This window comes from Acetobacter garciniae, from assembly GCF_017377735.1.
Lineage (GTDB): Bacteria > Pseudomonadota > Alphaproteobacteria > Acetobacterales > Acetobacteraceae > Acetobacter > Acetobacter garciniae.
Genome location: NZ_JAFVMH010000001.1, coordinates 398121 through 424631 on the forward strand (window position 1 = coordinate 398121; position 26511 = coordinate 424631).

The following is a 26511-nucleotide window of genomic DNA, read 5'->3' on the forward strand; positions in this document are numbered from 1 at the left end:
TCATGGATACCACACCGCTTAAGGTGGGCGATCAGGCTCCGGCTTTCAGCATGCAGGCCAGCGGGGGCCAAACGGTCGATCTGGCGGCGTTGAAGGGCAAGCCCTTCGTGCTGTATTTCTACCCCAAGGCGGATACGCCGGGCTGCACCAAGGAAGCCTGCGGTTTCAATGAAACGCTGCATGCGTTTGAAAAGGCAGGCATTGCCGTGATCGGTGTCTCGCGCGATCCGGTCAAGAAGCTGGATGCCTTTGCAGCCAAATACGGCCTGACCTTTCCCCTGGCTTCCGACGCGGATGGCAGCGTGACCGAAGCTTACGGTGTGTGGGTGGAGAAAACCCTTTACGGCAAGACCAGCATGGGCATAGAGCGCGCGACCTTCCTGATCGGGGCCGATGGCAGGATCGCCCAGATCTGGCGCAAGGTGAAGGTGGATGGTCATGTCGAAGCCGTCATGCACGAAGCCCAGGCCCTGGCGGGCGCGGCCTGACGTGACCGGCTCGCTCCGGCGGACCGTCATCGCTGGCTGTCCGCCAGGCCATTGCTGAATAATAAAAGTTTTTGGGTGTCGCCTTTTTTCAAAAAGGTGACGTTCTTCGAAGCTTTTTGAAAAAAAGCTTCACCAGGAACTTTCATATGTTGACCGATATGGGGTCAGGCTTCGTAAAGCCGCTCGGCCGATCGGGACTTTCGGGCCGCAAAGCCCATGGTCCGTACCACGCCTTGCGTCTTTAAAGAGGCTTCAACCATTGGCTCAAGCCGGCATTACCCTACCGGGCTGGCCGTTACCACGTCGGGTAATAGCCGCCCGGATAATAGCCCGGAACGGGTGCCACGGGTACTGGGTAGGCAGCGGGTGGGGGGGCGGCGTAGTAGCCCGGGCCGCCACCGCTCATGGCTGCACCGGCCAGCGCGCCCACGGCAAGGCCGCCGATCACGGCACCTGCGATCGGGCCTGCGCCGGGGCCGTAATAGCCACGGCCATAATAGCGCGGACCGTAATAACGTGGGCCGTAAGCCCGGGGGCCACCACCCCATCCATGCCTGTATCCTCCGCCCCAATGCTCACCGGGTCGGGCCTGTGCCGCGGGCAGTGTCGCCAGGCCAAGGCCGGCAACGAGGGGAAGAGCCATAAGAATTTGTGTCATGCGGCGCATTGGATCATTACTCCTGGGTGCGGGTTTCATGGGCCGCCCCCTTTCTTTTCCAACAGGCTTCAGTATCGACTCTCTTATGGCAAATTAAAGGCGCTCGCCGGGCTATTTATCGGAAGCCATTTCTTGAAGATGCGTGGGCGGTGGGGCCGTTCAGCCCTGTTCTTCCGAAATCCTGTCCGTGGGTTTGAGGGTGAGGACCGTGAACAGCGTGACCGCCGCCGTGGCGGAAACGTACCAGGCAAACCAGTTCTCATGCCCGGCCTGCTTGCACCACAGGGCGATATATTCTGCCGTGCCACCAAAAAGCGAGACAGTCAGCGCGTAAGGGAAGGCAACCCCCAAAGCGCGTATGCGGGTGGGGAACAGTTCCGCCTTCACCACCGCGTTGATGGACGTATAGCCCGAGGCCACGAAAAGGGCTGCGATGATAAGGCCCAGTGCGGCCCAGGCCGACTGCGCGTTGCCCAGTGCGCCCAGCAGCGGGACGGTGCCGAATGTCGCCCCGAAACCAAAGAACAGCAGCAGCGGCCTGCGACCGATCTTGTCCGACACGGCACCGAAGGCAGGCTGCATGGCGGCGAATACCAGCAGGCTGACGGCCGAGATCAGGGTCGCACTTTCCTTGGAAAAACCAAGGCTGTTGGCAAGGTATTTCTGCATGTAGATGGTATAGGTGTAAAAGGCGACGGTCCCGCCCATGGTCAGGCCGCACACCCGCAGTACCGACCGCCAGTATTGCGCCAGAACCTTGATCCCACCCTTGTCCTGGCGTTCCTGCGCTTTTTCGAAACTGTTGCTCTCCACCATCTGCCGACGCAGCCAGAAGACCAGGATAGCCCCGCCCGACCCCACCAGAAACGGCACACGCCAGCCCCAGTCCGCAATCTGCTGCGGGGTCAGCACCACATATTGCATGAACAGGAGCAGCAGCAGGGCCAGCAACTGCCCCATGACCAGTGTTACGTACAGGAAACCCGACCAGAACCCCCTGTGCCGGGGCGATGAAACCTCGGCCAGATAGGTGGCCGAAGCCCCGTATTCGCCCCCCAGGCTCAGCCCCTGGAACAGGCGTGCCACCACCAGCACGATGGGGGACAGCAGGCCGATCTGGGTGTAGGTGGGGCAGACCGCTATGGCCAGCGACCCCAGGCACATGGCCAGCACGGAAAATGTCAGCGCGGTCCGCCTGCCGTATTTATCCGCGGCCACCCCCAGCAGCCACCCGCCCACAGGCCGCATGAAAAACCCGACCGCGAACACGGCGGCGGCATTCAGCAACTCGGCGGTGGCGTTCCCCCGCGGGAAGAACGCATGCGCGAAGTAAATGGTGAAGGACGAGTAGACATACCAGTCGAAATATTCGAGCAGGTTCCCCGCCGAGCCCGCGAGTATCCCGCGAATGCGTTGTGCCGTATTCAAGTTTTCCCCCACGTGTTCAGTTTATCGTTCTGGTTCTGAACATGGCTCCGTTGATCGGCTTGCATATCACCATTGCACAGCCATGGCCATTCCGCCCATCCAGGGAACGCGCAATGGTGATGAAGGGCCGCAACCCACCTTTCATTCTTCCTGCGGCCCATGGGCTGGCAGGCGTTGAAGGAGGCTTGCGGCAGCTTTCGTCACGGGGCACAACAGGCGCATGAGTTCCATAATTGTTCTTGTAAGCTGTGTGGTGGCGGCCTTCGGCCTGGGCGTGGGGCTGGGCCTGCTTTTGGGCCGCCGGAATGGGGCCGATGGCGACCTGCTGGCCCGTCTTTATGTCAGGACCGAGCGCGAGGCCGCGATCATCCAGTCCGACTTTGCGGCCCAGCGCGCAACGCTTGCGGATATGGAGCGCGCCGTGGCGGGGCGGATCGAGCGCATGCACGCGACGCTGGCCGAACAGCTTGGCGCGCTAAGGGGGGCGATGGGGCGCGAACAGGCCGAAGCCCGCGCCGCCCAGGCGGAGGCCCTGCAAAGCATGGCCGAGGCGTCGGCCCAGCAACTGGGTGCGATCCGCCATGCGGTGGGGGAGCAGTTGCACGCAGCGGTCGAGCAGCAGATGCAGACATCGTTCCAGCGCGTGCTGGAACAGTTTTCGGCCATGCAGACCGCCATGGGCGAAGTGCGCGCCATGACCGCGCAGATCAGCGACCTCAAGCGCCTGTTCGGCAATGTCAAGACACGCGGCGGCTGGGGGGAGGCCCAGCTCAAGGCCATTCTGGACGACGTGCTGCCGCCCGGTGCCTATGAAAGCAACGCGCGTGTGGGCGAGGGGGGCGAGGTGGTGGAATTCGCCATCCGCATGCCGGTCAGGGCAGCAGTTGCCCCGCTTTTGCCGGTGGACAGCAAATTCCCGACCGAAGCGTATGAAAAACTGCTCAACGCCGCCGAAGAAGGCGATGGCAGCGCGGAAAAAGCCGCCCGCAAGGCGCTGGAAAGCACCGTGCGGTTCGAAGCGCGCAAGATCGCGACAAAATACATCCGGCCCCCCGCGACGGTGGAATTCGCGGTGCTCTATCTGCCGACCGACGGACTTTATACGGAAGTCGCACGCATTCCCGGCCTGATCGATGAGGTGGGGCGGCAGTTCCGGGTCATGGTCATGGGGCCCGCCCTCATGCCCGCCATGCTGCGGACCATTCATCTTGGCTACGTGACCCTGGCCCTGGAACAACGCACGGAAAGCATTGCCCGGCTGCTGGGCGCCACACGCCAGGAAATGCTGCGCATGGACGGCGTGCTGGAGAAACTGGCCAAAAATGCGCAGTCCATGTCATTCTCGATCGAGGAGGCCCGCAGGCGCACGCGCGCGGTCAGCGGCAGGCTGAAAGCACTGGACGGGCTGGATGCCGACCCCGAGCCCGAGCCGGACTCTGAAACCTAATTTACTGGTATAATGTGTGTGTGGCCTGCATGACGGGGGCAAGAACACAGGAACATGGATATGATGACAGAGGACGCCGCGGTCCGCCCTCAGGAGGATAGAACGGTTCTGCTGGTGGAAGATGACAGCACGATTGCCGAAGAAATTGTCGCTGACCTGACAGCCCGTGGTTTTCATGTCCGGCATGAGGCAAACGGCAAGGCGGGGCTGGACAGGGCCCTGACGGGTGAGGCCGATGTCATGATCGTGGACCGGCTTCTGCCGGGCATGGACGGGCTTAGCGTTATCGAGAGCATGCGCCAGCAGGGCGTGCGCACACCCGTGCTGGTGCTTTCCGCCCTTTCCGCCGTGGATGACCGGGTGACCGGGCTGAAGGCGGGGGGCGATGACTACCTGACCAAACCCTTCGCGATCGAGGAACTGGTGGCGCGGATCGAAGCCCTGCTGCGCCGCCCGGACGATACGCGCGCCACCCGCCTGCGTGCGGGCGCGCTTGAGATGGATCTGATCGAACGCCGTGTCTGGCGTGACGGGCGCGAGATCGAACTGCTGCCGCGCGAATTCCGGCTTCTGGAATATCTCATGCGCAGGCCGGGCCAGGTCCTGACCCGTTCGATGCTGCTGGAGGATGTCTGGCAGTATCGTTTTATTCCCAGAACAAACCTTGTCGACGTGCATATCGGCAAGCTGCGCCGCAAGGTCGACGCCCCATCGGAGGAGCCGCTTATCCAGAGCATACGCGGGACAGGGTTTTTGCTGCGTGTTCCTGACTGAGCTTTTTCGTACTGCCACCTTCCGTATAACCCTGATGGCCCTGGCTGCGATGGCCGGGGTCATGTTGATGCAGTTCGGGCTTGTCTACGCGCAGATGGAGGCGGTCGAATCCCGCCGTTCGACCGAACTGCTCGAAGGGGAGGCATCGTTGCTGGCGCAGATGTCCCCCGAACATCTCGAATATGTGATCAGGCGCAGGGCTACGGGCGACCTGCGGCTGATCATCAGCAGTGCGGGGCTGTTCGATGCGGGGCACGCGCTGATCGCAGGCGACCTGCATACATGGCCCCGCGGGCTTGTGGCCGATGCCAAGCCGCAGAACATAGAAATTTATCCCGAGGAAGGTGCTCCCTATCCTTTACGGCTGCTGGCCGTTACGCTACCGGATAGAACCATTCTCGTTCTGGGGCGCAGTTTCCACCTGCTGGCCGAACAGAAGCTCATGCTCCGGCATACCATGCTGGTGGCGGCCATGCCGACCTTCCTGTTCGCGCTGTTCCTGGGGATCGCCCTGAGCCACCGGGCCCTGTCGCGCGTGAAGGACATGCACGAGGCGATAGACCGTATCATGGCGGGCGATATCCACGAACGCCTGCCCGCCGCGCGGGAGCGGGACGACGTGGAACGGCTGGCGGGCAGCGTGAACCGCATGCTCGACCGGCTGGAACGGCTGATGGACGGCATGCGCGAGGTCGGCAACGATATCGCGCATGATCTGCGCACACCGCTGTCACGCGTGCGGGCCAGGCTGGAACGCGCGGGTGCGGCAGGGCTGGATGCGGATGCGCTGAACGCCACGATCGGCCGCGCGGTGGACGATCTGGACCAGTGCCTGGGGATTATCACCGCGCTGCTGCGCATTGCGGAGTTGGAGAATAGTCGCAGAAAGGCCGGGTTCGGCCATGTTGTCCTGAGCGATCTGATTGCCGATGTGTTCGACCTGTACGAACCCATTGCCGAAACGGAGGGCAAGCGCCTGCTTGCCCAGCCCGGTCCGCCCGGCCTGCAGGTCTGGGGCGATCGGCACCTGCTGATAGAATTGCTGGCCAACCTGGTTGACAACGCCATCAAGTTCACCCCCGAAGGAGGCAGCATAACCTTGGGAATGCGGGAGCGGGCGGGCGAGGCCGTCCTTATGGTGACCGATAACGGCGTGGGTATCGCGCCGGACGAGCGCCAGGCGGTCCTGTCGCGCTTTTACCGTTCGGACAAGAGCCGACATGTCTCGGGCAGCGGCTTGGGGCTTAGCCTTGTCTGCGCCATAGCCCACCTGCACGAGGCGGATGTAAGCATAGAAAGCGGGCCTGACGGCACGGGCACCTGTTTTTACATCACCTTTCCCGTCCAGCAATGAGCGTCATGTCACCATGCCATCGGGGGCGGCTTATTCCAATTTCAGGTCAGGTCAAAATGTCACGAGATGACGCTGAATTTAACTGCAACGTCATTGGCGGGGCTCGGAGTGGATATGTATTTCGTAACAACATGGTTACCGTCGTCGCATACAGTGTTGCGCCTGCCATGATGCGGGAGGTCGCAGCATGAACGAAATTGTCGTTACGGCGCTCAAGAAGCCGTATACCTTTGTGGTGCTCTCGGTCCTGATCGTGGTCTTCGGGGTCCGGGGCATTTTCACCACGCCCACGGACGTGTTCCCCAGTATCCGCATTCCGGTCGTGGCGGTGGTCTGGCAGTATGCGGGCCTGATGCCCGAGGACATGTCGGGCCGCGTGGTGTATTATTACGAACGCGCCCTGACTGCGACGGTCAACAATATCGAACATATCGAAAGCCAGTCCTATTACGGGCGCGGCATCGTCAAGATCTTCTTCCAGCCCGGCACCGATACCTCGGTCGCGCAGAGCCAGATCACCTCGGTGTCGCAGACGGTCATCAAGCAGATGCCCACCGGCTCCACCCCGCCGCTGGTGCTGGCCTATAACGCATCCTCCGTGCCGGTTGTAACCTTGCAGGTGTCGTCCAGTTCCATGACGGCATCCGAAATTTACGACATGTCGTCCAACCTTATCCGCCCGGCGCTGGTATCCGTGGCGGGGGCGGCCATTCCCAACCCGTATGGCGGGCAGCCCGGCAACGTCATGGTCGATCTCGACCCGATCAAGCTGCTCGCGCACAAGCTCTCACCCGCGGACGTATCGCGTGCGCTGGCCAGCCAGAATATTGTCGTGCCCGCAGGCGACCAGCGGATCGGCCCGTTCGACTGGATGGTGCAGACCAACGCCGCCGCCCGCACGATGGATGACCTGAACAACCTGCCGGTCAAGCAGATCGGCACGGCCGTGGTGCGCCTGCGCGACGTGGCGTGGGTGCATCCGGGGGGACCGCCGCAGACCAACCTCGTGCTCGTCAAGGGGCAGCAGGGCGTTCTGATCGTGGTCATGAAAGGGGGGGATGCCTCGACACTGGACGTGGTGGCCGGGGTCAAGGCGCTGCTGCCCGGCATTGTCCAGACCCTGCCGCCGGGGGTCGAGATCAAGGTCCTGAACGATGCTTCGACCTTCGTGAAGGATTCCGTCTACGACGTGCTGCGCGAAATGCTGACAGCCGCGTGCCTGACGGGCCTTGTGGTCCTGCTGTTCCTGGGGTCGTGGCGGTCTACGGTCATTATCGCCACATCCATTCCCCTGGCCATGCTGTGCTCGGTCATCGGGCTGGGCTGGGCTGGGCAGACCATCAATGTCATGACGCTGGGCGGGTTGGCGCTGGCGGTGGGTATCTTGGTCGATGACGCCACGGTCATGATCGAGAATATCGACGCGCATCTGGAAATGGAAAAAGACCTGGAGACGGCCATTATCGATGCGGCCAACCAGATCGTCATCCCCACCTTCGTCTCCACCCTGTGCATCTGCATTGTCTGGATGCCGCTTTTCCAGCTTACGGGTGTCGCGGGCTGGCTGTTCATGCCCATGGCCGAAGCCATCATCTTCGCCATGCTGGCCTCGTTCATCCTGTCGCGCACGCTGGTGCCGACCATGGCCAAATACATGCTGGCGGCCCAGGTGGCGGCCCATGCGCACGGGCCTGTCGAGCCGAAGAATATCTTTGGCCGCTTCCAGCGCGGGTTCGAGCATCAGTTCGAGAAATTCCGCCACCTTTACCGGGAGTTCCTGAGCTTTCTCCTGTCGCTGGGCGGCAAGTTCGTGGCCGTGTTCATCCTGTGTTCGGTCAGTTCGCTGGGCCTGCTGGTCTTTGTCGGCCAGGATTTCTTCCCCGAAGTGGATTCCGATGTCATCGCCCTGCATATGCGCGCCCCCATCGGCACCCGGCTGGAAGAAGCAGGCAAGATTTCCCAGCTTGTGAACGCGCAGGTGGACCGCACGCTGCCCGGGCAGGTTGAATCCATCGTCGATAATTGCGGCCTGCCGTTCAGCCCGCTCAACCAGGCCTATATTCCTACTCCTACGGTGGGCACGCAGGATTGCGACATTACCATTTCGCTGAAAAACCCGGCCTCTCCCGTGGCGGAATATCGCAGCCTCCTGCGCCATGATCTGGGTGAGGCATTTCCGGGCACGCAGTTTTCCTTCCTGCCAGGCGATCTGACAGCCAAGATACTGAACTTCGGCCTGCCCTCGCCAGTCGATGTGCAGGTGGTGGGGCGTGATCTGGAAGGCAATTTCCGCTTCGCCAACCGGCTGGCCGAAAGGCTGCGCCACCTGCCGGGTCTGACCGATATTTCCGTGCAGGAGCCCATGACCGCGCCCACCCTGCGGGTGAACGCCCGGCGTATCTACGCCCTGGGCACGGGTATTTCAGAAGCCGATGTGGCCGATAACGCCCTGGTCTCCCTCTCGGGCAGTTCGCAGGTCGGGCAGGTCTACTGGCTGGATACGGCAACCGGGGTTTCGCATCTGATCGATATCCAGACCCCGGCCCCCTTCCTGCAGACCATGAACGACCTGGAACTGACCCCCATCGACAAGGGGGACGGCAATCCGACCGGCCAGCAGCCGCAGATCCTGGGCGGGCTGAGCGAGATCGCGCAGGTCGGCACGCCGGCGGAGGTCGCGCATTACAACATCATGCCGGTGTTCGACATCTATGCCACCAATGTCGGGCTGGACCTTGGGGCAGTTTCGCGCCAGGTCAACCGGATCGTGGATGAGGCCCGGGCCGACCTGCCGCGCGGTTCGTCCCTGAGCGTGCGCGGCCAGGCCGTGACCATGAACAATGCCTATGTCCAGCTTATAGGCGGGCTGGCCATGTCCATCCTGCTCGTGTACCTGCTGATCGTGGTGAACTTCCAGTCCTGGCTGGACCCGTTCATCATCATCACCGCCCTGCCCGGAGCGCTGGCCGGTATCGCCTGGAGCCTGTTCCTGACCCATACCACCCTGTCCGTGCCAGCGCTGACGGGGGCCATCATGTGCATGGGCACGGCCACGGCCAACGCCATTCTGGTGGTGTCGTTCGCGCGTGAACGGCTGGAGGAACACGGAGACGCCCTGCAAGCCGCATTGGAAGCCGGGTTCGAGCGTATCCGCCCCGTGCTGATGACCGCGTCCGCCATGGTGATCGGCATGCTGCCCATGTCGCTGAGCAATTCGCAGAACGCGCCGCTGGGCAAGGCGGTCATGGGGGGGCTGATTGTCGCCACGGTCGCGACCCTGCTGTTTGTGCCATGCGTCTTTACCCTGCTGCACGGTAGGGGAAAGCCGGACAAGACTGAAAAAGAGGAGACTGTGGCATGAGCCCAGAGCATGAAAAAACTGCCGGGACCGATGCCACGGCCCAGTCCGCCCGCAAAAGAAAGATGTGGCTTGCCATTGCTGCGGGTGTCGCGGGGTTTCTGGCGGTGTCCGGCATTGTGCAGCGCCATTCCTCCTACGTGAAGCTGGCGAACGAGACCCGCCAGAGCGCTGTGCCCGCCGTGCAGATCACCTACCCCCTGCCGGGGCCGGACGAGCGCACCCTGTCCCTGCCGGCCAATATCGCGGCCTGGTATCAGGCGCCGATCTATGCTCAGGTCTCGGGCTACGTGAAAATGTGGTACAAGGACTTCGGCGCGCGGGTCAAAACGGGCGACGTTTTGGCCATTATCGACACGCCGGGACTGGATGCCCAGTACGCGACCGCCCAGGCCAACCTGAACGTGGCCGCCGCGCGCTACAAGCTCGCACAGATTACGGCCAAGCGCTGGAAAGCCCTGCAAGGCACGCAGGCGGTCTCGCAACAGGAAGTGGATGTGCAGGCCGCCAATGCCGAGGCCCAGCAGGCGCAGGTGGAAGCAGCCCAGCACGAGGTCGAACGGTTTGCAGCCCTTGAAGGGTTCAAGAAGATCGTCGCCCCCTTCGATGGCGTCGTGACCACGCGTCTGGCCGATGTGGGTGATTACGTCAATGCGGGCCGGGGCGACGTGACAAGCCAGGGCAATGCCACCGAACTGTTCAGTGTTGCGGATGTGCACGCCATGCGTGTGTTTGTCGCGGTCCCGCAGGATTATGCCGATATCATCTCCCCCCGGCTGGAGGCGGAACTGAGCGTTCCGCAGTATCCCGACCGGCGGTTCAAGGCGCGTTTCCTGGCCACGGCCACAGCCTTCAACCCCAACACCCGCACGGTGACGACAGAACTGGTGCTGGATAACAAGACCGGCGAACTCTGGCCCAATTCCTACGCCACGGCCACGTTCCACGCGCCGGGCGACCCGAATGAACTGGCGCTGCCCCTGGGCAGTATCCTGTTCCGCGCCGAGGGCACGCAGGTTGCCGTGGTGGATGACACCAACCATGTGCATCTTATCAGCGTGCAGGTGGGCACCAATTACGGCCAGACCATCCAGATCCGCAATGGTGTGAAAAAGACAGACCGTATCGTCGCCAGCCCGTCTGCGGGGCTGCTTGACGGGCAGGAAGTCCGTATCGTCAAGGATACGCCGGGCTACACCCCGACCCAGAAGGCCGCTGCCCCCCCCGCCAAGCCCGTCAACCCCAATGACGACACCCGGGCCATGCCCGAGGACAACCGGCCCATGCCTGAATCCGGGGGGCGCTGATGACCGGTGCAAGCCAGCGCCCCGGCGGGTTGCGTGCGCGTCTGGCGCTGAGTGCCGCCCTTTGCGTTCTGGTGAGCGGGTGCGACCTGGCCCCCCGCTACAAGCCCGCGAAATTCGTCCTGCCCGATAACTGGGGGGGCAGCGGGGTCATGAAGCCCGCAAACCCGGCGGATGACGCCGTGCGGGCCGACTGGTGGACCATGCTGGGTGATCCCGAGCTTGACCGTCTGGAAGAGCAGGCCATGCGCCTGAACCCCGACCTGCAGGCACAGGCGGAGCAATTCCTGCAATCGCGCGACCTGGCGATGGAAACCCGCTCGCAGTTGTATCCGCAGTTGAATGGCGGGGCAGGGGGCGAAAAATACAAGGGGTCGGCCCATCGGCTGTGGCGCGGTGCGGGCTCGACCGGGCCCATGTACATGTCGTCCGAACAGTATTGGGCCAGCGCGACATGGGAGCCGGATTTCTGGTCCGCCATTCGCAACCGCACCCGCATGGCCAAGCAGGGCGTGCAGGAACGCGCGGCCCAGTTCGCCTCGGCCCGGCTCAGCCTCCAGGCGGAACTGGCCAGTGACTATGTGATGCTGCGCGGCCTGGATGCGCAGGACGCCGTGTACAAGGATTCCATCAAATCCTACCAGGCGGCGGTCGAAATCACGCAGTTGCGGCTGTCGGGCGCCATTGCCCCGGGCATGGATGTCTCGCGCGCGCAGGCGCAGCTTTACGCGACCCAGGCGCAGGAGACGGATATCCGCACCCAGCGCGATATCATGGAACATGCCATAGCCGTGCTGGTCAATCAGGCCCCGGCCACCTTCCATATCGCCCCGGTCAATACCCTGTCCTTCACGACCGTCTACCCGCCGGTTGCCCTGCCTTCCACACTGCTGGAACGCAGGCCCGACATTGCCGCGGCCGAACGGCGCATGGCGCAGGCCAACCGCGCCATAGGCGTGTCGCGCGCGGCCTTCTATCCGCATGTGACCTTCAACGCCATGACCGGCTTCATGGATAACGGCTTCGACCTGGCTTCGCTCTATAACGCCATGTACCAGTTCGGCGCGCAGGCGGTCCTGCCCTTGTTCCAAGGCGGGCTGCGCCGGGCGGACCTGCAACGGACCTGGTCGCATTACCGCGAGACCGAGGATTCCTACCGCTCCACGGTCCTGGATGCGTTCCAGGAGGTCGAGGACTCGCTGACCCGCGTCAACCGGTTGAAAACCCAGGTTGGGCAGGACCACTCGGCGGTGGATGCCGCCTTGCGCACGCAGGGCATGACCATGGCCCTGTATACGGGCGGGCTGACCAATTACCTCGACGTGGTGGTGGCCCAGGTTGCGGCCCTGAATGCGCGTATCGCGCTGGTGCAGGCCCAAACGCGCGAGGTCGATGCCAGGGTGCAGCTTATTCGCGCCTTCGGTGGCGGCTGGTCGCGCGCCCAGCTTCCCGCGGGGGAGGGTACGATCATGCCCTTCAAGGCATTGCAGTATGAAAACCTGCATCAGGCACCCGCGGCAGGGGGCATCAGCACGCAGACCGATCCGGCCTCGCTCGACCTTGCAAGCGGCGCGCCCGATGCGCCAAAGCCGTCCATCCCCCTTGACACGGGCGCCACACACCGGTAAGCGCCCCTTTCCTGATCGGAACGCGGGAGGTTCCGCCCGGCGCGCATGTGCCGGTGCGGAATCGCATGAACCGCGGTCCGGGTTCAATTATGAGGAGTCCCGGATATGGCCAAAAAAGTTGTTGGCTACATCAAGCTTCAGATTCCCGCCGGCAAGGCCAACCCTTCTCCGCCGGTTGGTCCGGCGCTGGGTCAGCGCGGTCTGAATATCATGGAATTCTGCAAGGCGTTCAACGCCAAGACCCAGGGCCTGGAACCTGGCATGCCGATTCCCGTGGTGATCACTGCCTTTGCTGACCGTACGTTCAGCTTCATCACCAAGACCCCGCCGAACACGTATTTCCTGCTCAAGGCCGCCAAGATTTCCAAGGGCAGCCAGACCGTGGGCAAGGGTGCGGCTGTTGGCAAGGTGACCATGGCGCAGCTTCGTGAAATTGCTGAACAGAAGCAGCAGGACATGAACGCCAATGACCTGGACGGCGCCGTGCGCATGCTGGTCGGCTCCGCCCGGTCCATGGGTCTTGATGTGGTGGAGGGCTGATATCATGGCGAAGAACAAGCGTCTGGCCGCAGCGGCCGCCAAGGTTGTCGCGGGCAAGGCCTACGGGCTGGATGAAGCCGTCACGCTGGTGAAGAGCAATGCGACCGCCAAGTTTGACGAAACCATCGAACTGGCCCTGAACCTGGGTATCGACCCGCGTCACGCCGACCAGATGGTGCGTGGCTTCGTGTCCCTGCCCAACGGCACGGGCAAGACCCTGCGCGTGGGTGTGTTCGCACGCGGCCCCAAGGCTGAGGAAGCCACGGCCGCCGGTGCCGACGTTGTCGGTGCGGAAGACCTGATGGAAAAGGTGCAGGCTGGCGAAATCGCTTTCGACCGCTGCATCGCCACCCCCGACATGATGGGTCTCGTCGGTCGCCTGGGCAAGATCCTCGGCCCGCGCGGGCTGATGCCGAACCCCAAGCTCGGCACAGTGACCATGGACGTGAAGGGTGCCGTCGAGGCCGCGAAGTCCGGCCAGGTGGAATACCGCGCTGAAAAGACCGGTATCGTGCATGCCGGCGTGGGCAAGGCGTCCTTCGGCGGGGACAAGCTGGCGGAAAACATCCGCGCGTTTGTCGATGCCGTCCAGAAGGCCCGTCCCACGGGTGCCAAGGGCACATACCTGAAGAAAGCCGCCCTGTCCTCGACCATGGGGCCCGGCGTTCAGGTTGACGTCTCGGTCTTCGCGGGCTGAGCAAGAATGCCGCCACCCCGCCGCAATGCGGGGTGGCGCATATGAAGATACCGCCTAGGTGTCTTCTTTTTACCTGTCCGAAACCATGCGCGGCCTTTCAGGCCTTAATCGGCATTACGCTGGCGAGTGGTATGACGGGGATGCTGGATGCAGGCTGACAGTGCGCGGCAGGCCCAGATATTCCGTTTCAAGGACAGGCGAGCGGGTTTCATCCTTGTGGTGGAGCCCAAAGGGCAACCCGTTCTGTCTGGCCTTGTGTCGGGCGGAACAAGATGGAGACGGGATTTGGACCGTACGGAAAAGAAGGCTTTTGTCGCCTCTCTGGCCGCCGTTTTCGCCCAGACGTCCATGGTTGTGGTCACCCAGAATGCCGGGTTGACCGTGGCCAGCGTGACCGATCTGCGGCGCAAGGTGCGTGCAGCGGGTGCGAACTACAAAGTCGCTAAAAACCGGCTGGCAACTCTCGCCCTGGATGGGACCCAGTTCAGCGGCATCGCGCCTATGCTGAAGGGACCGACCGCGCTTGCGTGGGCGGATGACCCGGTGGCCGTGGCGAAGGTGATCGTTGAGTTCGCCAAAACCAATGACAAGCTTGTGGTGCTTGGTGGTTCTCTTGGTTCCCAGGTGTTGAACGCCGACGGAATCAAGGCTCTGGCCGAGCTGCCGTCGCTTGATACCCTGCGTGCGCAGCTGGTGGGGCTTATCTCCACGCCGGCGACCCGTATCGCAGCGGTTACTCAGGCGCCCGCGGCCCAGCTTGCTCGTGTTTTTGGGGCCTATGCCAAAACGGGTGAAGCTGCCTGAACGCCTCCCTTCGCTTGAAGGACTGTTCACGATATCCACGCATCCTCCATGCAGGGGGTTGTGTTCTGCAAACCAGTATTTATATTAGGAAGACTAACCATGGCTGATCTTGCTAAGCTTGTTGAAGACCTGTCCGCTCTGACCGTTCTCGAAGCGGCCGAACTGTCCAAGCTCCTCGAAGAAAAGTGGGGCGTGTCCGCTGCTGCTCCGGTTGCCGTTGCTGCGGCGCCCGCCGGTGCGGCTGCTCCGGCTGCCGAAGAAAAGACCGAGTTCAACGTGATCCTGGCCGCCGCTGGCGAAAAGAAGATCAACGTGATCAAGGAAATCCGCGGCATCACCGGCCTGGGCCTGAAGGAAGCGAAGGACCTGGTTGAAGGTGCTCCGAAGGTGGTCAAGGAAGGCGTCAACAAGGAAGAAGCGGACAAGATCAAGAAGCTTCTTGAAGACAACGGCGCGACCGTCGAAATTAAGTAAGGCTGCCATATTCCCGGTCGCATGGTCCGGGGTTATGACATCAGGGTTTTCGGGTAGGGGTGCAAACCTCTGCCCGTTTGCCTGTTTCGGGTACGGACCCGGGGCAGGGCCGGCCAGGTAATCTGGCAGGCGATCAAGGCCGAAACAGGTCGGACCATCAGGCTCGCGGTGTGCTGCGAGCCTGATGGTCCGAGACAAGGGCGGGGGCAGGAGCGACGATGAACGCAATCACCAAATCGTTCACAGGACGGAAACGGATTCGCAAAAGTTTCGGGCGGATTCCCGAAATCGCCCCGATGCCAAACCTGATCGACGTGCAGCGCGCGTCTTACGAGACATTTCTTCAGGCCAATGTGTCGCCTGATGCGCGTGTACCGACAGGTTTGCAGGAGGTTTTTCGCTCCGTTTTCCCCATTAACGACTTTGCGGGTCGGGGGCGGCTGGAGTTTGTCAGCTACGAATTTGAAGAACCCAAATACGATGTGGAAGAGTGCATTCAGCGCGGCCTGACTTATGCAGCGCCCCTGAAGGTCTTTCTGCGCCTGATCGTATGGGATGTGGACGAGGATACGGGCTCACGCTCCATCCGCGATATCAAGGAACAGCCGGTCTATATGGGCGACATGCCGCTCATGACCGACAACGGCACCTTTATCGTCAACGGCACCGAGCGTGTGATCGTCAGCCAGATGCACCGCTCGCCCGGCGTGTTCTTCGATCACGACAAGGGCAAGACGCATTCCTCGGGCAAATACCTGTTCGCGGCCCGCGTCATCCCCTATCGCGGTTCCTGGCTCGATTTCGAATTCGACGCCAAGGACCTGCTCTATGTCCGCATCGACCGCAAGCGCAAGCTACCGGTCACGACCCTGCTCTACGCCATGGAAAGCGCTGCCTCGCAGGCGGCGCGCCAGGCCAAGCAGGCCGAAGGCGGGGATGTGGATGCCATGGAAATCCGTGGCATGGATCCCAACGAAATCCTGTCCTATTTCTACGATGCGGTGACCTTCACCAAGACGGCCAAGGGGTGGGCGCGTCCGTTTGACGCGGAATCCTTCCGTGGGCTCAAGCTGCTCGCCCCTCTGGTCGATGCGGAAACGGGCGAAGTCGTCGCGGATGCGGAAACCAAGCTGACTACCCGTCTGGTGCGCAAGATCGCGGAAAAGACCCGCGAAGTGCTGGTGGGCGACGTTGACCTGATCGGGCGTTTCATCGCCCAGGATATCGTCAACCTGACCACGGGTGAAATCTACGGCGAAGCGGGTGAGGAAATTACCGAAGCGCGCCTGACCGCGCTGGAAGAAGCCGGGATCACCGAACTGCCGGTTCTGGCGATCGACGCCGCAAAAGGCCCGTGGATCCGCAACACGCTGACGGTGGACAAGAATACCAGCCGCGACGAAGCGCTGATCGATATCTACCGTGTCATGCGCCCGGGTGAACCGCCCACGGCCGAGACGGCGGAAGCCATGTTGCAGGGGCTGTTCTTCGACCCCGACCGTTATGACCTGTCCGCTGTCGGCCGCGTCAAGATGAACATGCGCCTCGATATCGACGTGCCCGACACCGTGCGGGTGCTGCGCAAGGACGATATCCTGCGCACCATCAAGGTGCTGTGCGACCTCAAGGACGGTCGTGGCCAGATCGACGATATCGATAACCTGGGCAACCGTCGCGTCCGCTCCGTGGGCGAACTGATGGAAAACCAGTATCGCATCGGCCTGCTGCGCATGGAACGCGCCATTCGCGAACGCATGGGCTCGGTCGATATCGATACGGTCATGCCCCATGACCTGATCAACGCCAAGCCGGCGGCTGCCGCGGTGCGTGAATTCTTCGGCTCCTCGCAGCTCAGCCAGTTCATGGACCAGACCAACCCGCTGTCCGAGGTCACGCACAAGCGTCGTCTCTCGGCCCTTGGCCCGGGTGGTTTGACGCGTGAGCGCGCAGGCTTTGAAGTGCGTGACGTGCATCCCACGCATTATGGCCGTATCTGCCCGATTGAAACGCCTGAAGGCCCGAATATCGGTCTGATCAACTCGCTCGCGACCTATGCCAAGGTGAACAAGTACGGGTTTATCGAAACCCCCTATCGCCTGGTGAAGGACGGTTCGCTGCAGGATGGCTGGAAATATCTTTCCGCCATGGAGGAAGAGAAGCTCGTCGTCGCCCAGGCCGATGCCAAGGTGGATGACAAGGGCGCGCTTACGAGCGATCTCGTCTCTGTCCGTCGTAACGGTGACTTCCGTCTCGTGCCCCCCACGGAAGTGACGGCGTGCGACGTGTCTCCCAAGCAGCTTGTCTCCGTGGCCGCGGCCCTGATCCCGTTCCTTGAGAACGATGACGCGAACCGCGCGCTCATGGGCTCGAACATGCAGCGTCAGGCCGTGCCGCTGGTGCGTTCGGACGCGCCCCTGGTCGGCACCGGCATGGAAGCGGCCGTGGCCCGGGATTCGGGTGCGACAATCGTTGCCAAGCGCGACGGTATCATCGATCAGATCGATGGTGCGCGTATCGTGGTGCGGGCGACCGACAGCAACGGTGCCACGCAGGGGGTGGATATCTACCGCCTGCGCAAATACTCCCGCTCCAACCAGTCCACCTGCATCAACCAGCGTCCGCTGGTTTTCGTGGGCGACAACGTCAAGGCGGGCGACATCATTGCCGATGGTCCGTCCACCGAACTGGGCGAACTGGCTCTGGGCCGCAACGTGCTGGTCGCGTTCATGCCCTGGAACGGCTACAACTTCGAAGATTCGATCCTGATTTCCGAACGGATCGCCAAGGACGACGTCTTCACCTCGATCCATATCGAGGAATTCGAAGTCATGGCCCGTGACACCAAGCTGGGTCAGGAAGAAATCACCCGCGACATCCCCAATGTCGGTGAGGAAGCCCTGCGCAATCTTGACGAGGCGGGCATTGTCTATGTCGGCGCCGAGGTCAATCCGGGCGATATCCTGATCGGCAAGGTCACCCCCAAGGGCGAAAGCCCGATGACGCCGGAAGAAAAGCTCCTGCGCGCCATCTTCGGGGAAAAGGCATCGGATGTGCGCGACACGTCGCTGCGTCTGCCGCCTGGCACGACCGGTACGATCGTGGATGTGCGCGTGTTCTCCCGTCGTGGCGTGGACAAGGACGAGCGCGCCATGGCCATCGAGCGTTCGGAAATCGAGCATCTCGCCAAGGACCGTGACGACGAGCGCGCCATTCAGGAACGCTCCTTCTACAGCCGCCTGCGTGAAAAGCTGCTCGACCAGACGGCCGGTGCGGGTTTCAAGGGGATCAAGGCTGGCACGCTCATTACCGATGCCGTGCTGGACGAACATCCGCGTGCCGTGTGGCGTCAAATCGTCGTGGCGTCCGACAGCGTCATGGCGGAACTGGAAACCCTGCGCCGTGAATTCGATGCCGCGATCGCCCGGATCCAGGCCCGTTTCGAAAGCAAGGTGGAAAAGCTCCAGCGTGGCGATGAACTGCCGCCTGGCGTGATGAAGATGGTCAAGGTATTCGTGGCGGTGAAGCGCAAGCTGCAGCCGGGCGACAAGATGGCCGGTCGTCACGGCAACAAGGGTGTCGTTTCACGCGTGGTGCCGGTCGAAGACATGCCGTTCCTTGAGGACGGCACGCCGGTCGATCTGGTTCTCAACCCGCTGGGCGTGCCCTCGCGCATGAATGTCGGGCAGATTCTCGAAACCCATCTGGGCTGGGCCTGTGCCAATATCGGCCGTGGCATCGGCGATCTGGTCGATGAATACCAGAGAACCGGCGAAAAGCGTCAGGAACTGCTGGATCGTCTGAAGGATGTCTATGGTGACAAGGTCTATGCCGACGCCATTGCCGACATGACGAATGAAGAACTGATCGAACTATCGGGCAATCTGCGCAAGGGCGTGCCGATTGCAACCCCGGTGTTCGACGGTGCCTCCATTCCCGATATCGAAGCCATGCTGGAAAAGGCGGGTGTTGCCAAGAGCGGGCAGTCGCAGTTGATCGACGGGCGCACGGGCGAGATGTTCGAGCGCAAGACGACGGTCGGCTACATCTACATGCTCAAGCTGCATCACCTTGTCGACGACAAGATCCATGCCCGTTCCATTGGGCCATACTCGCTGGTGACCCAGCAGCCGCTGGGTGGCAAGGCCCAGTTCGGTGGCCAGCGCTTTGGTGAAATGGAAGTGTGGGCGCTTGAAGCGTATGGCGCTGCCTACACATTGCAGGAAATGCTGACCGTGAAGTCGGACGACGTCTCGGGTCGTACAAAGGTCTACGAAGCCATTGTGCGCGAGCAGGACGATTTCGAGGCCGGTATCCCCGAAAGCTTCAACGTGCTGATCAAGGAACTCAAGTCCCTGGGTCTGAACGTGGAGCTGGAGCAGGGGGCCGAGTGACGGTGGATTTCCCCGCTTTGATCCATTCTTATTTCAAGGGAGAGGCCAAGGCCACGGCTTTGGCTCTCCGTTTCCCTTTGGGGGCTTCTGCACATGAATGAACTCATGAAAATTCTTGGCCAGACCGGCCAGGCGATGACCTTCGACCAGATCAAGATCCAGCTTGCCTCACCCGAGCAGATCCGGTCCTGGTCCTTCGGTGAAATCAAGAAGCCCGAGACCATAAACTACCGTACGTTCAAGCCCGAGCGCGACGGCCTGTTCTGCGCGCGCATCTTCGGTCCGATCAAGGACTACGAATGCCTGTGCGGCAAGTACAAGCGCATGAAGTTTCGCGGCATCATCTGCGAAAAATGCGGTGTGGAAGTCACGTTGGCCAAGGTGCGCCGCGAGCGCATGGGTCATATCCAGCTTGCCAGCCCGGTCGCCCATATCTGGTTCCTGAAGTCGCTGCCCAGCCGCATCGGGCTGATGGTGGACCTGACGCTGAAGGATCTTGAAAAGGTCCTGTATTTCGAGAGCTATCTGGTTCTCGAACCCGGTACCTCGCCGCTCAAGCAGTATTCCCTGCTGACCGAGGAACAGTATCTCGACGCCATGGACGAATATGGTGACGAGGGCGTTGAAGTCGGGATCGGTGCGGAAGCGATCAAGAAGGTTCTCGAACGCATCGACTGCGACGCTGAAAAGGTCGAACTGCGCCAGGAACTCAAGGAAACCACGTCCGAAGCCAAGCGCAAGAAGCTGGTCAAGCGCCTCAAGCTGATCGAAGCCTTTGCCGAAAGCGGCTCGCGTCCGGAATGGATGATCCTGGACATGGTGCCGGTCATTCCGCCGGAACTGCGTCCGCTGGTGCCGCTGGATGGCGGTCGCTTCGCGACCTCCGACCTGAACGACCTGTATCGTCGCGTCATCAATCGTAACAACCGTCTCAAGCGGCTGATGGAACTGCGCGCGCCCGATATCATCGTGCGTAACGAAAAGCGCATGTTGCAGGAAGCGGTGGATGCGCTGTTCGATAACGGTCGTCGTGGCCGCGCCATTACGGGTGCGAACAAGCGCCCGCTGAAGTCGCTGTCCGACATGCTCAAGGGCAAGCAGGGCCGCTTCCGTCAGAACCTTCTGGGCAAGCGCGTCGACTATTCCGGCCGTTCGGTCATCGTGGTCGGCCCCGAGCTGAAACTGCACCAGTGTGGCCTGCCCAAGAAGATGGCGCTGGAACTGTTCAAGCCGTTCATTTACGCCAAGCTGGAAAAATACGGCCACGCCACCACCATCAAGGCCGCCAAGCGGATGGTGGAAAAAGAACGTCCCGAAGTGTGGGATATTCTTGAAGAAGTCATTCGCGAACACCCCGTGCTGCTGAACCGTGCGCCTACGCTGCACCGTCTTGGCATCCAGGCGTTCGAGCCGGTTCTGGTCGAAGGCAAGGCCATCCAGCTTCACCCGCTGGTCTGCACCGCCTTCAATGCTGACTTCGACGGCGACCAGATGGCCGTCCATGTACCGCTCAGCCTTGAAGCACAGCTTGAAGCCCGCGTGCTGATGATGTCGACCAACAACATCCTCAGCCCCGCGAACGGCAAGCCGATCATCGTGCCGTCGCAGGATATTGTTCTGGGGCTGTATTACCTCAGCCTTGAAACGCCTGAATTCAAGGCAACGCCCGATCGCAGCGAATATGACGACAAGACCGGCGCGCTGATCAAGGCGGGTGCGACCACGTTCGCTTCCGTCAAGGAAGTGGAATACGCGCTTAGTGCCGGCGCGCTGAAACTGCATGACAAGATCCGCGCGCGGATCGAGCGTGTGGATGCCGACGGCAAGCTGTCCTATGAAATGGCCATCACCACGCCCGGACGCGTGCTGATCGCGCAGATCCTGCCCAAGAACGAGGCGGTTCCCTTCGGGCTGATCAACCGTCAGTTGACGAAAAAAGCCGTCTCTGACGTGATCGACACCGTCTATCGTCATTGCGGGCAGAAAGAGGCGGTCATTTTCTGCGACCGGCTCATGGCGCTCGGCTTCCGTCATGCCGCCAAGGCGGGCATTTCCTTCGGCAAGGATGACATGATCATCCCGGCTGAAAAGAAGGAACTGGTCGATCGCACGGCAGCCGAGGTCAAGGAGTTCGAACAGCAGTATCAGGACGGTCTAATCACGGCTGGCGAACGCTACAACAAGGTGGTGGATGCCTGGTCGCGCTGCACGGATGAAGTGCAGGCCGCCATGACCAAGGAAATCTCGCGGCAGGAAATCGGCAAGCCCATCAACTCCGTGTGGATGATGAGCCATTCCGGGGCCCGTGGGTCGCCGGCGCAGATGAAGCAGCTTGCCGGTATGCGCGGCCTGATGGCCAAGCCGTCCGGTGAAATTATCGAACAGCCGATTATCGCCAACTTCAAGGAAGGCCTGTCGGTTCTCGATTACTTCACCTCCACCCACGGTGCGCGTAAGGGGCTGGCCGATACCGCGCTGAAAACCGCGAACTCGGGCTACCTGACACGCCGTCTGGTCGACGTGGCGCAGGACAGCATCATCATCGAGGAAGACTGCGAGAGCGAACGCGGTCTGACCGTGCGCGCCGTCATGGACGGTGGCGAGGTCGTGGCCTCCCTGTCCGAGCGGATCCTGGGCCGGACGGTGGCGAGCGATATCATCGACCCGGCAACGGGCGATGTGCTGATCGCGCGCAACCACCTGATCGACGAAGCGGATGCAGAGCGGATCGAGAACGCCGGGGTGGAAGTGGTGCATATCCGCTCCGTCCTGACCTGCGACAGCCGCGTGGGCGTCTGCGGTGCGTGTTACGGCCGCGACCTGGCCCGCGGCACGCCGGTGAACATCGGCGAGGCAGTGGGTGTTATCGCCGCACAGTCCATCGGTGAGCCCGGCACGCAGCTGACCATGCGTACCTTCCATATCGGTGGTGCGGCGCAGCGTGGTGCCGAGCAGTCCATGATCGAGGCATCGCGCGAAGGGCGGGTGGTTATCCGCAACCGCAACGTCGTGCATAACAGTCAGAACGTGCCAATCGTCATGGCCCGTAACTGCGAAGTGCTGCTGACGGATGACAACGGTGCCGAAAAGGCCCGTTACCGTGTGCCTTACGGTGCGCGACTGCTCATCACCGATGGCGCGCAGGTGGCCCGCGGCCAGAAGCTGGCCGAGTGGGATCCCTACACCCTGCCGATCATTACCGAGAAGGCTGGTAAGGTCGAATATCTCGACCTGATCGACTCCATCACGCTTGTCGAGCGTATGGACGAAGTCACGGGCCTGACCTCCAAGGTGGTGGTGGACTACAAGCAGGCAGGCAAGGGCGTCGATCTGCGTCCGCGCCTCCAGCTCAAGGACGCCAACGGCGAAGTGGTGAAGCTCGATAACGGCTCTGATGCCCGTTACTTCCTCTCCCCCGAAACCCTGCTGTCGGTGGAGAACGGTGCTTCGGTCGCCGCAGGTGACGTGCTGGCCCGCCTGCCGCGTGAAGGCTCCAAGACCCGTGACATTACGGGTGGTCTGCCGCGTGTGGCCGAGCTGTTCGAAGCCCGGCGCCCGAAGGATCACGCCATCATCGCGGAAATGGAAGGCCGGGTCGAATTCGGCAAGGACTACAAGTCCAAGCGCCGCATCGTCGTCAAAAACGACGAGACCAGCGAGGAGCAGGAATACCTCATCCCCAAGGGCAAGCATATTTCCGTGCAGGAAGGTGACTTTGTCGAAAAGGGTGACCCGCTGGTCGACGGTCCGCGCGTGCCGCATGATATCCTGAAGGTGATGGGGGTCGAGGCGCTGTCCGACTACCTCATCAACGAAATTCAGGATGTCTATCGTCTGCAGGGCGTGAAGATCAACGACAAGCATATCGAGGTGATTGTGCGCCAGATGCTCCAGAAGGTTGAAATCCTGGAGCCCGGTGACACGACCTACCTGATCGGCGAAACCGTTGACCGGATCGAGTTCGAGATGGAGAACACCAAGTGCCTGAACGCCGGTGAGCGTCCGGCACAGGCCATGCCGGTGCTGCAGGGTATCACCAAGGCGTCTCTGCAGACCCAGTCCTTCATCTCTGCCGCATCCTTCCAGGAAACCACGCGCGTGCTGACCGAAGCGGCGACAGCCGGCAAGGTCGACAAGCTCATGGGCCTGAAGGAAAACGTGATTGTCGGGCGTCTTATCCCGGCCGGCACGGGCAGTGTGATGAAGCGCCTGCGCGCGATTGCCGCCGAGCAGGATCGCCAGCGCGTCAGCCGTTCCGCGGCCGAATAAGCGCTGGCCTGTCAGGCCAGGGAAAAGGGTCGGACGTGGTCCGGCCCTTTTTTTGTCCGAACGACGATTGGACAAGAGAATCGTCGGGCAACGCTTGACTTCCATGGGGGGGAAGGGTAGTTAGCAGCCCTCAGCTACGGCCATCCCCCGGGGTGGTTCGAGCAAGCAGGTTTTCTGTACGAGTTTCAAGCATGCGGTCGGCTTCCGGCGGAAGCGGAGCCGGATGTCAATATAGCCTCATTCCGGCGAATGCCGAATGGGATCTTTTTAATGAAAGTCGGCAGTCGGAACAGGACTGGCCGGCCGAATTGTGTAAGGATCGGGAAAGGCGCATGCCGACCATCAACCAGCTCATTGCCAAGGGGCGCAAGCCTGCGGTGAAGCGCAATAAAGTGCCCGCGCTGCAAGGGTGCCCCCAAAAGCGCGGCGTTTGCACCCGCGTCTACACGACGACACCTAAGAAGCCGAACTCCGCACTGCGTAAAGTCGCCAAGGTGCGTCTGACGAACGGCTATGAGGTGGTTAGCTATATTCCTGGTGAAGGTCACAACCTTCAGGAACATAGCGTTGTGCTGATCCGCGGCGGTCGTGTGAAGGACTTGCCGGGTGTTCGTTATCACATCCTTCGTGGTGTTCTCGATACGCAGGGTATCGCCAAGCGGCGCCAGCGGCGGTCGCTCTATGGCGCCAAGCGTCCGAAGTAAGAGGAAGTCCAGGTATGAGTCGCCGTCATCGCGCCGTAAAGCGCGAGATCCTTCCCGATCCGAAGTTCGGAGATGTCGTCATCACGCGTTTCATGAACGCCCTGATGTACGATGGTAAAAAGTCCACCGCAGAAAAGATCGTCTATGACGCGCTTGATGCCATGGCACGCCGTAGCGGCAATGCGTCTGATCCGATCGCGCTGTTCCACAGTGCGCTGGACAACGTGAAGCCGGCCGTAGAGGTGCGTTCGCGCCGTGTTGGTGGCGCCACCTACCAGGTGCCGGTCGAAGTTCGCACGGACCGCCGTCAGGCGCTGGCTATCCGCTGGTTGATCGACGCTGCGCGCAAGCGCGGTGAGAACACCATGCAGGACCGCCTGTCCAACGAGCTGCTTGACGCCGTGAACAATCGCGGCGCGGCCGTGAAGAAGCGCGAAGACACGCATCGTATGGCTGAAGCCAACAAGGCGTTCAGTCACTACCGCTGGTAATCCATGAGAGTTCTGCTTTCCCCTGGGCGGGGAAGGCGTGCTTGTAACAACTGCAGCCCGAATATTTTTTGGGGTATGGAGTAGACAATGGCTAAGGCTAAATTTGAGCGGAACAAACCGCACTGCAACATCGGCACCATCGGTCACGTTGACCATGGCAAGACGTCCCTGACGGCAGCGATCACCAAGACGCTGGCAAAGAAGGGCGGCGCCGAGTTCAAGGCGTATGACCAGATCGACGCGGCTCCCGAAGAACGCGCTCGTGGCATCACCATCTCCACCGCTCACGTGGAATACGAAACCGACAAGCGTCACTATGCGCATGTCGACTGCCCCGGACACGCCGACTACGTGAAGAACATGATCACGGGTGCGGCGCAGATGGACGGCGCGATCCTGGTTGTGTCCGCGGCTGACGGCCCGATGCCCCAGACCCGCGAGCACATCCTGCTTGCCCGTCAGGTCGGTGTGCCGGCTCTGGTCGTGTTCCTGAACAAGGTTGACCAGGTTGACGATCCCGAACTGCTCGAGCTGGTGGAAATGGAAGTTCGTGAACTTCTGTCTTCCTATCAGTTCCCCGGCGACGATGTGCCGATCGTCAAGGGCTCCGCTCTGGTGACCCTCGAAGACGGTGACCCGGAAATCGGTGAAAACCGCGTTCTCGACCTGATGGATGCGGTTGACTCCTACATCCCGCAGCCCGAGCGTCCGGTTGACCGTCCGTTCCTGATGCCGATCGAAGACGTGTTCTCCATCTCCGGTCGTGGCACCGTGGTGACGGGCCGTGTCGAACGTGGCGTGGTGAACGTCGGTGACGAAATCGAAATCGTTGGCCTGAAGCCGACGGTCAAGACGACCGTGACTGGTGTGGAAATGTTCCGCAAGCTGCTTGACCGCGGTGAAGCCGGCGACAACATCGGTGCCCTGCTGCGCGGCACGAAGCGTGAAGACGTCGAGCGTGGCCAGGTTCTGGCGAAGCCCGGCTCCATCACCCCGCACAAGAAGTTCAAGGCTGAAGCCTACATCCTGACGAAGGAAGAAGGCGGTCGTCATACGCCGTTCTTCACCAACTATCGTCCCCAGTTCTACTTCCGTACGACGGACGTGACGGGTGTTGTGCATCTGCCCGAAGGCACCGAAATGGTGATGCCGGGCGACAACTGCGCCATGGATGTGGAGCTGATCGCTCCGATCGCCATGGATGAAGGCCTGCGCTTCGCTATCCGCGAAGGTGGCCGCACGGTTGGTGCTGGCGTTGTTGCTACCATTGTCGAGTAATCGATAACGGATACGAGACTGAGTGGCCCCGGCTGAGTTGTTCGGCCGGGGTCTTACTTGGCGGCCGGGTTTCCCGGACAAGTTAAGTGTTGGACTAAGAAACAAATGGACAACCAGAACATCCGCATTCGCCTGAAAGCGTACGATCACCGCGTGCTCGACAACAGCACGAAGGAGATTGTAAATACGGCGAAGCGTACGGGTGCGCGGGTTCGGGGTCCTATCCCGCTGCCGACGCATATCGAACGGTTTACGGTTAACCGTTCTCCCCACGTTGACAAGAAGAGCCGCGAGCAGTTCGAAATTCGGACTCATCGCCGCCTGCTCGATATTGTTGAGCCTACTCCGCAGACCGTGGACGCTCTCATGAAGCTCGACCTCGCCGCTGGCGTGGATGTCGAGATCAAACTCTAAGGTCCAGACG

At 61.6% G+C, this 26511-nt stretch carries 19 protein-coding genes; 17 read left to right on the top strand and 2 right to left on the bottom strand.

Features of this window, described 5'->3' with window-relative positions; translation table 11 throughout:
* Positions 1–2: 2 nt before the first annotated feature.
* Positions 3–488: a thioredoxin-dependent thiol peroxidase gene (gene bcp, locus J2D77_RS01770; protein WP_207844495.1), complete on the top strand. Its 486-nt coding sequence runs from the start codon at positions 3–5 to the stop codon at positions 486–488.
* Between the two features lie 295 nt (positions 489–783).
* On the opposite strand, the gene J2D77_RS01775 is transcribed toward bcp, so the two are convergent.
* Both J2D77_RS01775 and J2D77_RS01780 read right to left on the bottom strand, forming a co-directional pair.
* A complete protein-coding gene (locus J2D77_RS01775) occupies positions 784–1146 on the bottom strand; it encodes a hypothetical protein (RefSeq protein ID WP_230975401.1) in 363 nt (120 codons plus the stop codon).
* A 159-nt stretch (positions 1147–1305) separates the two neighbouring features.
* Complete coding sequence (locus J2D77_RS01780) at positions 1306–2574, bottom strand: MFS transporter (protein WP_207844499.1); 1269 nt, start codon at positions 2572–2574, stop codon at positions 1306–1308.
* 220 nt (positions 2575–2794) lie between these two features.
* Here J2D77_RS01780 and J2D77_RS01785 point away from each other — a divergent pair, with 220 nt between their 5' ends.
* From J2D77_RS01785 to rpsJ, 16 genes are all read left to right on the top strand, one after another.
* A complete protein-coding gene (locus J2D77_RS01785; RefSeq protein WP_207844501.1) occupies positions 2795–4021 on the top strand; it encodes a DNA recombination protein RmuC in 1227 nt (408 codons plus the stop codon).
* 54 nt (positions 4022–4075) lie between these two features.
* Positions 4076–4795: a response regulator transcription factor gene (locus J2D77_RS01790; protein ID WP_207844503.1), complete on the top strand. Its 720-nt coding sequence runs from the start codon at positions 4076–4078 to the stop codon at positions 4793–4795.
* A complete protein-coding gene (locus J2D77_RS01795) occupies positions 4782–6149 on the top strand; it encodes a sensor histidine kinase (RefSeq protein WP_207844505.1) in 1368 nt (455 codons plus the stop codon). Before J2D77_RS01790 ends, J2D77_RS01795 begins: the two co-directional genes overlap by 14 nt.
* 187 nt (positions 6150–6336) lie before the next feature.
* Positions 6337–9510, top strand: coding sequence for an efflux RND transporter permease subunit (locus J2D77_RS01800; protein WP_207844507.1), 3174 nt, complete (start codon positions 6337–6339; stop codon positions 9508–9510).
* Positions 9507–10814 carry an efflux RND transporter periplasmic adaptor subunit gene (locus tag J2D77_RS01805; RefSeq protein WP_207844509.1) on the top strand — a complete coding sequence of 436 codons (1308 nt, stop codon included), beginning with the start codon at positions 9507–9509 and terminating at the stop codon, positions 10812–10814. Before J2D77_RS01800 ends, J2D77_RS01805 begins: the two co-directional genes overlap by 4 nt.
* The gene (locus J2D77_RS01810; RefSeq protein WP_207844511.1) at positions 10814–12439 is read left to right on the top strand and encodes an efflux transporter outer membrane subunit; all 1626 of its coding nucleotides are present in this window, start codon (positions 10814–10816) and stop codon (positions 12437–12439) included. Before J2D77_RS01805 ends, J2D77_RS01810 begins: the two co-directional genes overlap by 1 nt.
* A gap of 105 nt (positions 12440–12544) precedes the next feature.
* On the top strand, positions 12545–12979 hold the full coding sequence (gene rplK, locus J2D77_RS01815) for a 50S ribosomal protein L11 (RefSeq protein WP_207844513.1): 435 nt from the start codon (positions 12545–12547) through the stop codon (positions 12977–12979).
* Positions 12980–12983: 4 nt separating this feature from the next.
* Entirely contained in the window at positions 12984–13676 is a 693-nt protein-coding gene (gene rplA, locus J2D77_RS01820) for a 50S ribosomal protein L1 (RefSeq protein WP_207844515.1), read from the top strand.
* A 285-nt stretch (positions 13677–13961) separates the two neighbouring features.
* Complete coding sequence (gene rplJ / locus J2D77_RS01825) at positions 13962–14480, top strand: 50S ribosomal protein L10 (protein WP_207844517.1); 519 nt, start codon at positions 13962–13964, stop codon at positions 14478–14480.
* Between the two features lie 99 nt (positions 14481–14579).
* Positions 14580–14954, top strand: coding sequence for a 50S ribosomal protein L7/L12 (rplL, locus tag J2D77_RS01830; RefSeq protein ID WP_207844519.1), 375 nt, complete (start codon positions 14580–14582; stop codon positions 14952–14954).
* A 218-nt stretch (positions 14955–15172) separates the two neighbouring features.
* Entirely contained in the window at positions 15173–19345 is a 4173-nt protein-coding gene (gene rpoB / locus J2D77_RS01835; RefSeq protein ID WP_207844521.1) for a DNA-directed RNA polymerase subunit beta, read from the top strand.
* Between the two features lie 93 nt (positions 19346–19438).
* Positions 19439–23614 (top strand): DNA-directed RNA polymerase subunit beta', encoded by a 4176-nt coding sequence (gene rpoC / locus J2D77_RS01840; protein WP_207844523.1) that lies wholly within the window; start codon positions 19439–19441, stop codon positions 23612–23614.
* Positions 23615–23946: 332 nt separating this feature from the next.
* A complete protein-coding gene (gene rpsL / locus J2D77_RS01845) occupies positions 23947–24318 on the top strand; it encodes a 30S ribosomal protein S12 (RefSeq protein ID WP_003622698.1) in 372 nt (123 codons plus the stop codon).
* Positions 24319–24332: 14 nt separating this feature from the next.
* Entirely contained in the window at positions 24333–24809 is a 477-nt protein-coding gene (rpsG, locus tag J2D77_RS01850) for a 30S ribosomal protein S7 (RefSeq protein ID WP_207844525.1), read from the top strand.
* Positions 24810–24896: 87 nt separating this feature from the next.
* The gene (gene tuf / locus J2D77_RS01855; protein ID WP_207844527.1) at positions 24897–26087 is read left to right on the top strand and encodes an elongation factor Tu; all 1191 of its coding nucleotides are present in this window, start codon (positions 24897–24899) and stop codon (positions 26085–26087) included.
* A gap of 105 nt (positions 26088–26192) precedes the next feature.
* Entirely contained in the window at positions 26193–26501 is a 309-nt protein-coding gene (gene rpsJ / locus J2D77_RS01860) for a 30S ribosomal protein S10 (RefSeq protein WP_007282720.1), read from the top strand.
* Positions 26502–26511 lie beyond the last annotated feature (10 nt).